Origin of the sequence: Candidatus Fukatsuia endosymbiont of Tuberolachnus salignus, assembly GCF_964030845.1 — a bacterium.
Lineage (GTDB): Bacteria > Pseudomonadota > Gammaproteobacteria > Enterobacterales > Enterobacteriaceae > Fukatsuia > Fukatsuia symbiotica.
In genome coordinates this window covers 1,240,079-1,255,631 of the sequence record NZ_OZ034983.1, presented here as the reverse complement: position 1 = coordinate 1,255,631, position 15,553 = coordinate 1,240,079, and the positions used below count along the sequence as shown (strand labels likewise).

11 protein-coding genes are annotated in these 15,553 nt (G+C 42.3%); 4 read left to right on the top strand and 7 right to left on the bottom strand.

The window, feature by feature from the left end; all coding sequences use genetic code 11:
- Positions 1-150 precede the first annotated feature (150 nt).
- The 3 genes from lepB to relA form a co-directional block, all read right to left on the bottom strand.
- Positions 151-1,128 carry a signal peptidase I gene (gene lepB, locus AAHH42_RS06165; protein ID WP_072550321.1) on the bottom strand — a complete coding sequence of 326 codons (978 nt, stop codon included), beginning with the start codon at positions 1,126-1,128 and terminating at the stop codon, positions 151-153.
- Between the two features lie 8 nt (positions 1,129-1,136).
- Entirely contained in the window at positions 1,137-2,936 is a 1,800-nt protein-coding gene (gene lepA, locus AAHH42_RS06160; protein WP_072550351.1) for a translation elongation factor 4, read from the bottom strand.
- 148 nt (positions 2,937-3,084) lie between these two features.
- A complete protein-coding gene (gene relA, locus AAHH42_RS06155; protein WP_342221875.1) occupies positions 3,085-5,316 on the bottom strand; it encodes a GTP diphosphokinase in 2,232 nt (743 codons plus the stop codon).
- A 735-nt stretch (positions 5,317-6,051) separates the two neighbouring features.
- Here relA and cspE point away from each other — a divergent pair.
- Positions 6,052-6,264, top strand: a complete 213-nt coding sequence (gene cspE / locus AAHH42_RS06150) for a transcription antiterminator/RNA stability regulator CspE (protein ID WP_072550319.1) — start codon at positions 6,052-6,054, stop codon at positions 6,262-6,264.
- A 349-nt stretch (positions 6,265-6,613) separates the two neighbouring features.
- On the opposite strand, the gene AAHH42_RS06145 is transcribed toward cspE, so the two are convergent.
- The 3 genes from AAHH42_RS06145 to AAHH42_RS06135 form a co-directional block, all read right to left on the bottom strand.
- A complete protein-coding gene (locus AAHH42_RS06145) occupies positions 6,614-7,339 on the bottom strand; it encodes an amino acid ABC transporter ATP-binding protein (RefSeq protein ID WP_072550318.1) in 726 nt (241 codons plus the stop codon).
- A gap of 66 nt (positions 7,340-7,405) precedes the next feature.
- Positions 7,406-8,323, bottom strand: a complete 918-nt coding sequence (gene lpxP / locus AAHH42_RS06140; protein ID WP_425286326.1) for a kdo(2)-lipid IV(A) palmitoleoyltransferase — start codon at positions 8,321-8,323, stop codon at positions 7,406-7,408.
- Positions 8,324-8,477: 154 nt separating this feature from the next.
- Positions 8,478-9,101 carry a TfoX/Sxy family DNA transformation protein gene (locus tag AAHH42_RS06135; protein WP_342221874.1) on the bottom strand — a complete coding sequence of 208 codons (624 nt, stop codon included), beginning with the start codon at positions 9,099-9,101 and terminating at the stop codon, positions 8,478-8,480.
- A 650-nt stretch (positions 9,102-9,751) separates the two neighbouring features.
- On the opposite strand from AAHH42_RS06135, the gene ompA reads away from it, so the two are divergent.
- The 3 genes from ompA (at position 9,752) to AAHH42_RS06115 (ending at position 14,291) form a co-directional block, all read left to right on the top strand.
- Positions 9,752-10,810 (top strand): porin OmpA, encoded by a 1,059-nt coding sequence (gene ompA / locus AAHH42_RS06130; protein ID WP_072550316.1) that lies wholly within the window; start codon positions 9,752-9,754, stop codon positions 10,808-10,810.
- Between the two features lie 169 nt (positions 10,811-10,979).
- Positions 10,980-11,645 carry a GTP cyclohydrolase I FolE gene (gene folE, locus AAHH42_RS06125; RefSeq protein WP_342221873.1) on the top strand — a complete coding sequence of 222 codons (666 nt, stop codon included), beginning with the start codon at positions 10,980-10,982 and terminating at the stop codon, positions 11,643-11,645.
- A 639-nt stretch (positions 11,646-12,284) separates the two neighbouring features.
- The gene (locus AAHH42_RS06115; protein ID WP_342221872.1) at positions 12,285-14,291 is read left to right on the top strand and encodes an ankyrin repeat domain-containing protein; all 2,007 of its coding nucleotides are present in this window, start codon (positions 12,285-12,287) and stop codon (positions 14,289-14,291) included.
- Positions 14,292-14,660: 369 nt separating this feature from the next.
- Here AAHH42_RS06115 and bla read toward each other — a convergent pair whose 3' ends face one another.
- On the bottom strand, positions 14,661-15,548 hold the full coding sequence (gene bla / locus AAHH42_RS06110) for a class A beta-lactamase (RefSeq protein ID WP_342221871.1): 888 nt from the start codon (positions 15,546-15,548) through the stop codon (positions 14,661-14,663).
- Between the last annotated feature and the right edge of the window lie 5 nt (positions 15,549-15,553).

Sequence of the window (15,553 nt, the reverse complement as noted above, 5' to 3'; positions counted from 1 at the left end):
TCTTTCATTCGGCTTCTTGCAAAACCATAATTCGTTATGTGAAGTGAAGTCAAAGCGCCCGGAGCACAGCAACCGACTGTAGTACATGAGGATTGCGAGCTCCACGTAACGCAGAATTTGCAGCACATAGTAGGTTTTGCAAGAAGCCTATTAATGAATGCCGCCAATACGGTTTAGACGTACTCCCGTTGGCCATTCACCTTCCTGCTTATCAAAACTCATCCAGATAGCCGTTGCTTTACCCACCAGGTTACGTTCAGGTACAAAGCCCCAATAACGGCTGTCTGCACTGTTATCCCGATTATCACCCATCATAAAATAGTGACCTTCAGGCACCACCCACACGCCAAAAGACTGACCAGGTTGTTGATAATAGGAACTTAGCTGATCGTGAGCACCCGGAACGGTTAAAATAGGATGCGTGACTGAACCAATGCGCTCATCACGAGTACGCAGACGTATCCCCTCTTCGGGTATTTCCCGATCCAGTGGGATCTGAAAAAAACCTGCTGATGACTCGCTGTTACCCAGAAAACGGAACGTCTGTACGAGTTCACTCGGTAAGAGTGTACTGTAAGTCATCACCAGTTTACTCTCACAAGTATTGCCACTGCTGCAGGACGGCTGTACCGTGACTTCTTTGCTGACAGGATCATAGCTCACTCGATCACCGGGTAAACCAATAACACGTTTAATATAGTCGAGTCGCGGATTTAACGGATATTTAAAAACGGCAATATCACCACGTTTAGGATGACCGGTTGGGATCAGTGTCGTTAAGCTGATAGGATCTTTAATGCCATAAGCATATTTCTCCACCAAAATAAAATCACCTATCAATAATGTCGGCATCATTGAACCCGAAGGGATCTGAAAAGGTTCGTAAATAAACGAACGCATGATGAATACCAGTGCCAATACGGGAAAAATCGAGACAGTATGCTCGATCCAACCAGGTTGTTTGGCTGCTTTTTGCTGCGCATTATTATCCAGCAGATCACCACCAGCGGTATCAATAGCGGCAACTTTTGCCTGACGAGCCGGTGCCCATTTTAAGCGTTCTAAACACCAAATAATCCCTGTCACCAGCGTTGCTATAGCTAAAAGCAAAGCGAACATGTTAGCCATACGATCTCCTATTTGCTATTTTTACCCACGTGTAAAATGGCCAAAAAAGCTTCTTGTGGAAGTTCAACGTTCCCAACCTGCTTCATCCGTTTTTTGCCTTCTTTCTGTTTCTGCAACAGTTTCTTTTTACGACTGACATCGCCACCGTAACATTTGGCAATGACATTTTTGCGCAATTGTTTTACTGTCGATCGTGCAATAACCTGATTACCAATAGCAGCTTGAATCGCAATATCAAATTGTTGACGTGGGATAAGTTCTTTCATTTTTTCCACTAAATCACGACCACGGTATTGCGCGTTATTACGATGAGTAATCAATGCTAACGCATCGACACGCTCGTTATTGATCAACACATCGACCCGCACCATATCCGCAGTTTGGAATTTGCTGAAATTATAATCCAGAGACGCGTACCCACGAGATGTTGATTTCAGACGATCAAAGAAATCCAGCACCACTTCTGCCATTGGAATATCGTAAGTTAAAGCGACTTGATTACCGTGATACACCATATTGGTCTGTACACCACGTTTTTCGATACATAGCGTGATCACATTACCCAGGTATTCCTGCGGTAACAACATATGACATTGAGCAATAGGCTCGCGCAATTCTGTAATATTGTTTAACGGAGGGAGTTTCGATGGGCTATCAATATGCAGGGTTTCTTTGCCTGTAGTCTGTACTTCATACACTACTGTTGGTGCGGTGGTGATCAGATCAAGATCGTATTCACGTTCCAAACGTTCTTGAATAATCTCCATATGTAATAATCCAAGAAAGCCACAACGAAAGCCGAAACCCAGTGCAGTGGAACTCTCGGGTTCATAAAAGAGAGAAGCATCGTTCAAACTCAGTTTACCCAGTGCATCACGGAAAGTCTCATAATCATCAGAACTGATCGGGAACAAGCCCGCATAAACCTGAGGCTTAACTTTTTGAAAGCCAGGCAAAGCGCTTTCTGCCGGTTGGTGGTTCAATGTCAATGTATCACCAACCGGTGCGCCAAGAATGTCTTTGATGGCACAAACTACCCAACCCACTTCACCGCAATTGAGCTTATCACGATCAATACGTTTCGGAGTAAAAATGCCCAAACGATCCGCATTATAACTTTGACCCGTACTTATTACTTTAATTTTATCACCTTTGCACAGAGTGCCGTTTTTAATACGAATTAAAGAAACAACACCTAAATAATTATCAAACCATGAATCGATAATCAGTGCCTGCAACGGGGCACTGGCGTCTCCTGTTGGAGGGGGAATATCACGAACCAGGCGTTCCAGTACATCGCTGACACCCACGCCCGTTTTTGCTGAACAACGCACGGCATCAATTGCGCTAATACCCACGATGTCTTCAATTTCTTGTGCGACGCGATCGGGATCAGCAGCCGGTAAGTCAATTTTATTCAGCACTGGAACCACTTCTAGATTCATTTCCATTGCGGTATAACAATTAGCTAATGTTTGCGCTTCTACCCCTTGACCGGCATCAACCACCAACAGTGCTCCTTCACAAGCAGCCAGTGAGCGGGAGACCTCATAAGAGAAATCAACATGTCCGGGGGTGTCGATAAAATTAAGCTGATAGCTTTGACCATCCTTAGCGTGGTAATCCAAAGTTACACTTTGTGCTTTAATAGTAATACCGCGTTCACGTTCGAGATCCATCGAATCAAGAACTTGTGCTGCCATCTCACGTTCAGCTAAACCACCGCAAATTTGGATAATACGGTCGGATAGTGTCGACTTGCCATGATCGATATGGGCAATAATGGAGAAATTTCGTATGAATTTCATTTGTAAATTTTTTCTCTTAAGAGGCTGTTCAGAACTCAAAAAAACCACCCTGCAAATTTGCCTGCATATTACAGCTTTATCCGATAGGTAGAAAGGACGCAAAACAGAGTGAATGAAGCAAACCGACCAAAAATAATCCAAGGGCTGTTCAATCACCATGTAAACGCCGAGCATCAATCACATCCGGCAACATCTTGAGTTTGGCTAATACGCGCCCCTGTACTTCTGCATTATAGATTTCAATATCCATATCGAGGGACGCTAATTGTTTTTTGACATCACAGTGGCTGCTAATCCGCAAAACATTCACTTTCTCATTAGCCAAGACTGTGGTGATATCACGTAATAATCCGCTGCGATCATTAGCGATAACTCGTACTACTAAAGAATAACCGTTCGAGTAATTGTCTCCCCATGTTGCTTCTATGATACGTTCAGGTGCATGAGATCTCAGCTCTGCCAGTTGCTCACAAGCGACCTGGTGAATGGAGACTCCCCGTCCTTGGGTGATAAAACCAACAATTTCATCTGCGGGTATTGGCTGGCAACAACGGGCGATATAGTGCATTAGATTACCTATTCCTTGCACAATAATACGCCCGTTGTCTTTGCTACTGGTATGTAAAGAGTGCTGAGTCTTATGGGTTAGCTGATGTAGAGCCTGCTGATCAGCTTCTTCCGCACTGGGTTTCTTAAACGTGCCCTGTAAGAAATTAACCATTTGGTTAACACGGACATCACCACTGCCAATAGCTGCCAATAATTCATCCAGTGAATTGACGTTATAACGTGAGATCAACAGTTTTTCGGCTTTTTTCAAGCTAATATTGAGTTGTTCCAACTCATTGTCCAATATCTGACGTCCAGCCAGGATGTTTTTATCCCGATCCTGTTTGCGGAACCAATAATGAATTTTAGAACGTCCACGGTGAGTAGTGACATAGCCTAAATTAGGATTCAACCAGTCACGGCTCGGATTCGGTTGCCTTTGAGTAGTAATTTCAATCTGATCACCCATTTTCAGGTGATAGGTAAAGGGGACGATGCGACCACCCACTTTAGCGCCAATACAACGATGCCCAATATCACTATGGATATAGTAAGCGAAATCCAGTGGTGTAGAGTTGACTGGTAAATCAATCACATCACCTTTCGGTGTAAAAACGTAAACTCGATCATCAAATACTTGGCTGCGTACTTCGTCAAGCATCTCTCCTGAATCTGCCATTTCTTCTTGCCAGGCAATCAGTTTACGCAACCACGCGATCCGGTTTTCGTAGCCTGAATGCCCGACCGCGGCCGCACCTTCTTTATATTTCCAATGAGCGGCAACGCCCAATTCGGCATCTTCATGCATTCGTTCAGTACGGATTTGGATTTCTAACGTTTTTCCCTTGGGTCCCAGTACCACGGAATGAATCGATTGGTAGCCATTGGGTTTAGGATTAGCGACATAATCATCAAACTCATCCGGTAAATGGCGGAAATAGGTATGGACCACGCCTAATGCCGCATAACAGTCTTGCAGGCGTTTGACGACGATGCGCACTGCGCGCACATCAAAAAGTTCATCAAAGGTGAGCGACTTTTTCTGCATTTTGCGCCAAATGCTATAGATATGTTTGGGGCGGCCATAAATTTCCGCCTCTATGTTTTCATCCGCCATAGCACTACGCAACGTGGTGGTAAAATTGTCAATAAACTTTTCACGATCAATACGCCGCTCATGAAGTAATTTGGCAATTTGTTGATATCGGGCAGGATGCAAATAGCGGAAGCAGAGATCTTCCAGTTCCCATTTGATTTGACCGATACCCAATCGATTCGCCAGAGGAGCATAAATATTGGAACATTCTTTAGCGGCCAAAACCCGTTCATCTTCTGGAGCATCTTTCACTTCCCGCAGATGTGCGATTCGTTCTGCCAGCTTAATCACTACACAGCGAAAATCTTCTACCATCGCGAGTAACATACGACGAACATTGTCCACTTGTTCGCAACCCATCGTATCATTGTGGGTTGCTTTTAACTGGCGAATCGCGTCCATATCACGCACCCCACGGATCAGTGTCGTGATGCTTATGCCCATATTTTCGTTAAGGGTTGCTTCCTCTACTAAATTGGCATCCACTAACGGAAATAGCAACGCGGCACGCATACTGTCGTTATCCATACTGAGAGTGGCAAGAATTTCTACCATTTCCAGACCACGCCACAGCAACAGAGAAGCATCTGGATGATTTTTCGTCTGCTGTTCACAATAGTGCCACGTTTCAGCCAGTCGCTCGGACGACTGAGGATTCAGCCGTAGATTGGCGATCCACAGATCAAGAGCAAATTCACCCGCCGGGTTCAAATGTGTATTTCTGACAGCAACCATAATTTCCCCGTTATTAAGCGGCCTGTTACCGTTACTTATCTTTGATGGTTTATTACTGACTATGCGAGGCTATTCGAAATCTATGGAGAAACATGTTGCGTGACGTGGATCCTATGTTGCGCGGTGCTCACAATAGACTTCAAACAGATCCTTACTCACCCAAACAGTGGTATATACCCAATGAATTTCGAGTTACGGCAAGGCGGCAATCAATCGAATCCCAAGCGTGTACAAGTAGTACATGACTGGGATGAGTGCGAGCAGCCAACGCCGCCGTAACTTGAAAGGCGAAGGGTATATCTGTATAGAAAACCTCGCCGGATTTTAGTACAACATAAGCCAATGGAGAATACAAATTTCTCGCCTTGACTTCACCCCCCTCGCTACGGTTTTGCAAGAAGCCTAATGATAAAAAATGCTTTTTTTCGAAAGGATTTTTTCCTAAATTAGACTAGAATGCCCAGCCGGTAGCGATTTTGTGTAACCACACTGACATGAGCCTAGAAGAAAAAAATATTGCTATTAAAAGCAGTTCATGAGTTAATGCGCCCCAGCCTGTGGTACAGATCTGCCTATTTATGCACGACATCTTGAGTAAAGTAGTTCATATTTAAAGCGTTATCGTTGATAGCCCTTCACTGACGAATTTTCTTCAATAAATGCCTCCATAAGTAACGACTGATAGCTGGCTATAACACGCCCGTGGCGGCAAATTTTTTAATAAAGGAAATACACATGTCTGATACAAAAAAAGGCTCAGTAAAGTGGTTCAACGAGTCTAAAGGTTTTGGTTTTATTACACCAGAAGACGGTAGCAAAGATGTCTTCGTGCACTTTTCTGCAATCAAGAGCGATGGCTTTAAAACCTTAGCTGAAGGGCAACAGGTACAGTTTACTATCGAAAACGGTGCTAAAGGTCCATCTGCAGCAAACGTCACTACTGATTGATATTTAATCATTTTGCTTTGCTGATGCTATGAACCCGCTGATAGGCGGGTTTTTTGAAGCCCCTCACCCAAGTAACCTGTTCGAAATCTCTTGTGCTCGCCGTGTTTTGGTTAAGTCACTCGTCAAAAACAATCTCAAAATGTTCACTTGTTACCTTGTGTTGTATATGAAAAACGCAACTACGCTTTCTCGCCTATTTTTCCCTATCTGAGCGTCACACATGACGATTCCGAATAAATTCTAATATCACTGCATATTAAATGATTTTACTCATCCGATACCTACAGGAATGCTATCATTCGGTGAAAAAATAAAAAGGAGCTGTAGGTTAATACGGATAATACGGAAATTAATGCAAAATCTTCGCCAAAAAGTCTTTAGCACGATCTGATTTGGGATTAGTGAAAAAGTCATCTTTGTTACTGTCTTCGAGGATTCTCCCTTCATCCATAAAGATTACCCTGTCAGCCACTCTACGTGCAAAGCCCATCTCATGAGTAACCACCATCATGGTCATACCCTCTTCAGCTAATTTCGTCATTACGTCCAGTACTTCGTTGATCATTTCTGGATCGAGAGCGGAGGTGGGTTCATCAAATAATATGGCAACAGGATCCATACACAGCGCCCTTGCAATAGCTACACGCTGCTGCTGACCGCCAGATAACTCGGATGACAATTTTTCTGCATGCGCAGTAAGCCCAACACGTTGTAACAATTGTAGACCTTTTTCACGAGCTGTCGTTTTATCACGCTTGAGTACTTTCACTTGTGCCAACGTTAGGTTTTTAATGATAGAGAGATGCGGAAATAACTCAAAATGTTGGAACACCATACCAATTTTTGCACGTAATGCAGCCAAATTGATATCCTTATCATTCACTGCAATTCCGTTAACTTTAATATTTCCCTGCTGAATGGACTCCAGGGCATTAACTGTCTTAATCAAGGTGGATTTCCCTGAACCTGAAGGACCACAGACCACCACAACTTCACCTTTTTTCACTTCAATGGAACAGTCGTGCAAAACTTGAAAATGGCCGTACCACTTAGACACGTTTTTCAAGGAAATCATAAAGTTATCCTTTGTATGTTAAAGAGTCAATCAGCATCACAAAAGAAATCAGCGAATGCAAGAGATTTAATAAAGCGACTCAGCCCCAAGCGGACGTGTTTTAAAACGACGATGCAACCACAAGTATTGTTCTGGTGCACGCATAATTTCTTTTTCAACCACTTTATTCATAAAACTCGCGGCAGCTACATTATCATCCACTGGATATTCCTTCAGTGCTGGCTGGATCAATAGCTCGTAACCACAACCATTTTGTTTTCTGATCAACACCACGGGTACCAAAGCAGGATTTGCCATCCTCACTAACATAAAAGTACCGTTGGTAGTAGCAGCGCGATCAACCGCAAACAATGGCGCAAATACACTGCCTTTGGCGCCGTAATCCTGATCAGGGGCAAACCATACCGCTTCACCTTTCCTCAGGGCATGTACCATACCACGTAGATCTTTACGCGCCAACATAGCCTTATTGGAACGCATACGCCCCCAAGTTTGTACAAATTCCAGTGCCTTATTGTTGTGAGGACGATACATTGCCATCATTGGCTGACATTGTCCCATCACTCTTCCTCCCAACTCTAATGACATAAAATGTATGCCGATCAGTAACGCACCACGATTATTTTCTTGTGCATGCTGTAAATGATGTAAACCAGACACCGTAAACCAACGTTGAATTCGGGCGTTCGACCAGAACCACGCCATACCTGTTTCCAACAACCCCATGCCAAGTGATTCAAAATTGCTTGTAATAGTCTGTTCCAAAAGCTGTTTATCCATTTGAGGAAAACAAAGTTCCAGATTACGCCTGGCAATAAAAACACGCCTTTTAAGGAACCGCATGGATAAACGTCCCAGGTAGACACCGAGCCTAAGCAGCAGTGGATAAGGAAGCTGGATTAACAAAAAAAGGATACCCAAACCAAACCAGGTCAACCAGTAATAAGGATGCAATAGCAAAAACTTAAACCTTGGTGATCTCATCACATGTAGCCCCGTTTTCATCTATACACTTATACGCTTCCAAGAAAACCTTATCGTGCCATGCGCCAGGCGGGGAAGAGGAGATTTTTTCAGTTAATTTGAGCATGGCAGCTATTTTATTGAAACAAATGAAAATATTTGTAGTGTAAAACCTTTAGCGCCCACCATTCATGGGGCCTTTTATCTCTTCAAACCACTCAAGTAATTCATGACGCAAAACCTTTGGTAACACCGCATGATGATAACCATTGATGGCACCCGCCAAAGCTAATAACATATTAACACCCAACGAACTCTTAAGCGCGCGTAGTTGCAAATAACTGCATTTTTCCCCTTTGAGTCGCAGTTCATGAACATTTTTGATGCCCACTTTCCATAACAACCGCTCAATACCAAGACTTAAATTAGGCAAATCTTTCAATCTAATAGCTTTTTTTTTCTTCCTTAAGGCTTCTGCCTCAGCTCCCTGATGGGCAAGATGAACAAAATGGGTTAAGGTCTCCTTTTCTTGCCACAACGTTTGATCGACCCAGTAGTATCGTAAGAAAACTGGTATACCTCGTTTGTAATAAACCAGATTTGTCATTTTCCGTGCCTGGAAAAGATGTTCAACATTATCATTAGCCCGTAAATACAATTCACCGTCAGAAACCAACGCAAACATAATGCCATTAGATAACAAACCATATCCACCGAACTGTGAACGAGAAGTGATAGGTTTTAGGAAGGTAAAATAATCCTGAACCTGAGCTATTTTTTTTTCTGATAAATGCTTCATTACTGCTCCTTTAGTAAAAGCCAGATCACTATTCCGTTGCAATAAGTATTAGAGGAACAACTAACTAGAAAATACGCAATATATATCGAGGATCCAAACACAAAATGAATTTGCATTGGCTTACATCACAATTCTGCGAGGCGCCTTGAAAAATTCTGTTGATCTTCTATCTGACATTAGAAACTGTGCTTAAATACAGCATGGGTAACACAATTTTCCTAAATAGAGGGGTGGGTGACGGTAAAAACAATAGAAAAACTTGATTAACAAGGAATTTCACAATATTTTTTAAACTTTCAGCCGATTCATTATGCAAATTTTAACACGCATTCCAGATCCACCTTGTCACACTGCCAAGCCAGGTAGAATGCGATTTGTCGGTTAGAATTACGCTGTAATATGGAGCCATTTATGACCATAATTGTTAAACGTCACATACAATTTTGCTTTTTTTTCGGGCACTTTATCACATCATACTTGTAAGTTTTCTACTACGTTGTAGACTTTACATCGCCAAGGTTGCTTTAAAATGCCAAATTAAACTGGCAGCGTCATGAACGGAAGCATAAAAATCTTGGCTGAGAATTTTAACCAAGGGCTTAAAAAGCTTTTAAGGCTCATTGCCTATTTGGATGATAACGAGGCGTAAAATGAAAAAGACAGCTATCGCATTAGCAGTGGCACTGGCTGGTTTCGCTACAGTAGCGCAAGCCGCTCCCGCAGATAATACTTTGTACACCGGTGGTAAACTAGGCTGGTCGTGGTATAGCGATACAGGTATGACTAATGCCTATCAAGGTGTCGGTAACGGGCCTACTCATCAAAGCCAATTGGGTACAGGTGCGTTTGTGGGCTACCAGGTAAACCCATACTTCGGCTTGGAAGGGGGCTATGACTGGCTTGGCCGCATGCCTTACAAAGGCGATGTCAACAATGGTGCCTTTAAGGCACAGGGCGTTCAGCTTTCTGCCAAGCTGAGTTACCCCGTTGCTCAGGATCTGGATGTTTATACGCGCCTGGGGGGCATGTTTTGGCGTGCCGATTCTAAGGGCAATTTCGCTAATGGGTCTGCCGGTAGGGTAAGTAACCACGACTACGGCATCTCTCCACTGGCCGCCGTCGGTCTTGAGTACGCACTTACCAAAAACCTGGCTACCCGTGCCGAGTACCAATATACTAACAATATCGGTGATAAGGGTACTGTTGGTGCTCATCCAGACAACGGCCTGTTGAGCCTAGGTCTTGCTTACCGTTTTGGTCAGGATACACCTATACCCGTCGCACCCATCGTCCCCGCCCCAGTGGTTGAAACCAAGCGTTTCACCCTGAAGGCTGATGTTTTATTTAATTTCAATAAGGCAGAACTCAAACAGTCAGGTCAGCAAGCACTGGATCAACTTTATGATCAGTTAAAACAGATGGATCCTAAAGACGGTTCTGCTACGATCGTGGGTTATACTGACCGTATTGGTTCTGAACAATACAACCAAAAGCTGTCTGAAAAACGTGCCCACAGCGTGATGAATTATCTGGTATCTCAAGGTATCCCAGCAGAGAAAATATCTGTGCGTGGTATGGGTAAAGCAAACCCAGTGACGGGTTCTACCTGTGATAGATTAAGAGGAGCAGCTGCACAAGATTGCTTGGCTCCAGATCGTCGCGTAGAGATCGAGGTGAAAGGTATCAAAGAAATTGTTGTACAGTCATAATCTCAACATATTGCTTACGTACCAAACCCCGCACAGCGGGGTTTTTTTAATAGACTTCTTGCAAAACTACCGTTTTCACAGCAGATTATGCAAAAAATCTCATGAGCGTTGATTGGATAAAATTTAGCTATGATTGGGCCGAGGGAACATATGTCCGTTGGAGAAAATAATGTCAGTACTGAGTGAAGAAGCCAAGCTGGTTTATGCAGCGTTGAAAGCCAAGGGCTTTGAAACGCCATTGTGTGGGGAAATGTTAGATGTCAAAACGCGTAAGACACGTATTCAGCAACATATTACCGAGATTATGAAATTACTCAATCTTGACTTAACCAACGATAGTCTAGCGGAAACACCAAACCGTATTGCGAAAATGTATGTCGATGAAATTTTTTCTGGGCTGGATTACACGAATTTTCCCAAAATTACCGTGATTAAAAATAAAATGAAAGTTGACGAAATGATTACGGTGCGCAACATCACCATGACCAGCACCTGCGAACACCATTTTATTACCATTGATGGTAAAGCAACCGTGTCTTACATTCCAAAAGAACATATCATTGGTTTATCAAAGATAAATCGCATTGTGCAGTTTTTTTCCCAGAGACCACAGGTGCAAGAGCGGCTTACCCAACAAATTTTGCTGGCATTACAGACTTTGCTTGAAACCAATCATGTAGCGGTATCCATTGATGCTATTCACTATTGCGTAAAAGCCCGGGGTATCTGTGATGCTACCAGTACCACCACCACCACATCTTTGGGAGGGTTATTTAAATCCAGTCAGAATACACGTCAGGAATTTCTGCGGGCTGCCACCTATCATACTAACTAATACGTATGAAATTGAGATCCTGTTGGTTATGAAATAATTAAAATCCACAATTATTACGTAAAGAATTAGCCTCAATTTGCGTGCTGATTTAATCGGCACACCCGTACGCGTCACCAACGCGGAACCGGCTCTCTGCGGCGATATTGAATTTTCCAAAGTACGCTATCTATTATCAATCAACGGTATTGACTCACAATACCGTTATTCACTATGGAAAAATTTACTCGCAATCTACGATCTAAATTTGCAGAGATAGTATGTGTTACTCTGGATATAAATTGTTACAATAGGTAAATTTATGTTATAAATATGTAAACATATAGTAATTATCTACAATGTAGCAACATTAGGTTAGACCTGAAAGATCCAGGCCATGACGACTGCTGTCATATTCTTGGCATGCTTGATTTTCTACATTTCGTAACAATCCTACATTAACCTGAGTTCGGGATAAATATGAAACTAACTGATTGAAATTATCCTGATATTAAAAATATCCTGACAAAAGGAAGCAGAAAAAATAGCTCTGTATATTTCCAACATTTATTTTTTTAATTATCCAATGGATATTTCCATTGGGTATTTTAAAAAATAGTTATGCAGTTTCTTATCCCACACTAAGGTTATATTAAAAATACCATGCAAAACAATTCTTCTGATCAATATCGCGCTCTGTTTAATGATATCAAAGCAGGTAAGACAGACAAGTTATCAACGCATTACGCTAATGGCGGTAAAGGTGTTCAAAAAAATGGTCAGACTCTATTGATGTGTGCGATTGATGCCGGGAACCAGGCAGCGATCAATATGATATTAAAAACCCCTGCAGGTCAATGGGGATTAAAAAATCTGGTTGATAAACAAGGTAATACTGCGCTCCATTATGCTGTTGCCGCACGCAACCTCACCCTGGCACAGTATTTAACTTTGAAGGAAGGAGTCGATCCACAGATCGCTAACCATAACGGCGAAAAACCGGCTGATTGGCTACAACAGTATCAAATTAATCTTCATATTCAACAGGATGAATTGCCTCAAAAAATCGCCACAGGGGATCTGTCTGCCATCACTGCGCTATTGAAAATGGGAGGTTCTGTCACATTACCCTATAACGGAGGCAATACCGCGCTCCATTTGGCTATTATTCATAACCAGACTGAAATAGTCAGAGAGCTCCTGAAATATTCTGACAGTACTGCACTGACGAAAAAGAATTTTGCCGGTCAAACTCCTGTTGAGCTTGCGCAAAATATACAACCTGCTGAGCACAGTGAGGGTAACACTATCAGGCAATTATTGCTTGATGCTGAAAATGGAAATTTTCCTTCAGGGCGTGTTCAATTACCCACCTTATTAGAAATTGATTCACAAAAAGTGACTGAATTATCCAGACTGATTGTTCAAGGGGTGTCAGAAAATAGTTTATCCACATTAGAATCCTATTTGCCCACGCTAGTGACTTTAGCCCAAATCGCTTGCCAAAAAAGCATCCAGATACTTAATATGCTACGCACGACTGATGGTCATCTTTCTGAACTATACCCTTCTTATAATAAGTTACTGACCAAGCTTTTTGGGGAAGATTATAATCGCCGTGATTTAGCAGAATTAGAAAGAAAAGCCAGTAATGTTGCACATTATTTAAATGAGATCCAAAAAGGTCATCATAAAATCGTATTGGAATACAAATCTGGAGTATTAGGGCAAGCATCAAAATACACATATAAAACAGTTTCTTTAGATATAGGAGCTGGCACTCTTGAAAAGTTAGTCTGGACTCTGATCCATGAATCTTCTCATCAAGCGAATGGTAACCTGGATTTCTGTTATACCTCGGGAGAGGATTTACAAAATTTACAACGTTTAGCCACTCAGGGAGTACTGCAATATCCGGACAGCACTGGATACTATACACAGGATATCGTGAGAATATTATCTACTCAAGCGTTGTTATCAGGTAACTTCCATAGAGAAAAACTGCCGGAATTAAACACTCTCTTGAATGAGTACGAACAATTTTATCTGCAAAAGGACAGTTTAAACACACAGCTGGCAGAATTAAAAGAAAAATCCGATCAATTATTTGAACAATTTGAGGCACAAGAAAAAAAATTATATGCACAATCAGATAAATCTGATAGTGAAATTAATATTGAAATTGAGGAAATTACTGAGGAACATGATGCAGCTCAAGAAGTATTGAAAAATAAAATCAAGGATGTTGAAAGCAAAATTTATGGTGACTATGAATCAGATATTAATGTATTGATAATCAAAGAAACTAGAAAATTACAGCCACTCAATAATACCGATACGATATCAAGTGTTATTACATACATGCCAGCTATTGAAAGTGGTAGTCTTTATTTTGATCAACAGGATCAACTAGTCCGTAGCAAAGCATTTTTATATAGTCCCCCACAGTCGCAACTCAACAGCAGTGAAAGTGAATTGCTCGATACTGCTGATAATCAAAGGCAGACTTCAACAATGAATAGCAATCAGGATGGAGAGATAGCAACCTTAAAGCATTCAATGGCTGCTATGGTCACTGATAATAAAACAGTGATATCAGGTAATCAGATCGGCGATAATATGTCTGGCTCTCCTTTATTCTCAGGTATTACTCACAAAACATTAACTTAATTAGATAGTAAACTGGTTGCTTAATAGTATCCTATTACATTCTCGATAAGATTGGAGAAAATAATAAATGTATTGATTCGATGGCATTGGCGATATAAATAACCCGACGTATCGGTCCCATTCCAGGCTATCACATGCACCATTTGGTTTCAGCTCGAATGTTTTGTTACCTACGCTTCACCCTCCAAGTTACCCGGAAAGGCACAAGACTTACTACTCGGTGGTGCTAGCTTCACCTTCCGAGACAAGACGGTAGCTTTCACCTGCAAGATAGGTGCGGCTTTACCCAGCGCACCCTACCGCAAGAGAACAAAATCGCCACTGTTGCAATAGATTTTCTGCAAAAACAGAGCAAATGCTGTGGTACCGTCAATCGAACGCACTGATCAGTATTCGAGTCGCTGATGCGATCACGTCTTTACGTGTCTGAGCATCTTTTTCATTTTGTGTGAAGTAAATAGCGACGACGATAGGTGCTGCCGTGGGCGGCCAAAGCACGCCAATATCATTGGTGGTGCCATAATCACCGCCCCCGGTTTTATCGCCAACAACCCAGCCTTCGGGGATCCCTGCACGAATACTCGCATCACCGGTAGTATTGCCTTTGAGCCAAACCTGTAGTTTTTCACGCTGGGCAGGCGGCAGAGCATCACCTAGTACCAGGCGCTGCACACTTTTTGCCATTGCTACAGGCGTGGAGGTATCACGCAAATCACCCGGGATTGCCGAATTTAAATCCGTTTCCCAACGGTCGAGTCTGAAAGTATGATCACCGATTGAACGTGCAAACTCAGTCACTGCTTTTGGTCCACCGAGTAATTTCATCAAAAGATTAACTGCAGTGTTATCACTGTATTGAATAGTAGCAGCACAAAGCTCCTCAACGGTCATACCAAGATGTTTCTCAGTAATCGGCGAATAAGAAACGAGATCTTTAGGATTATAAGTAATACGTTGTTGCAGTAGCTGGCGGTCTGTAACACTTTGTTTTAAAATTGCCGCAACAGCCAATACTTTAAAAGTACTGGTTACAGGAAAACGCTCTACCGCGCGATATTGGACCGTTAAATTATTCGCCGTATTTATCGCAAACAAGACAAGTCGTCCGCCGGAGATTTTTTCCAATTCTGACAGTTTTTCTTGTATAGATGCTAGGTTAACACCTTGATTACCTGCAAATAAAAGCGGGCAAACACCAACAAAAAGCACAATAATAGTAGCGAGGAACAATGAACGCCGAAGTAGAGAGTGAATCATATATA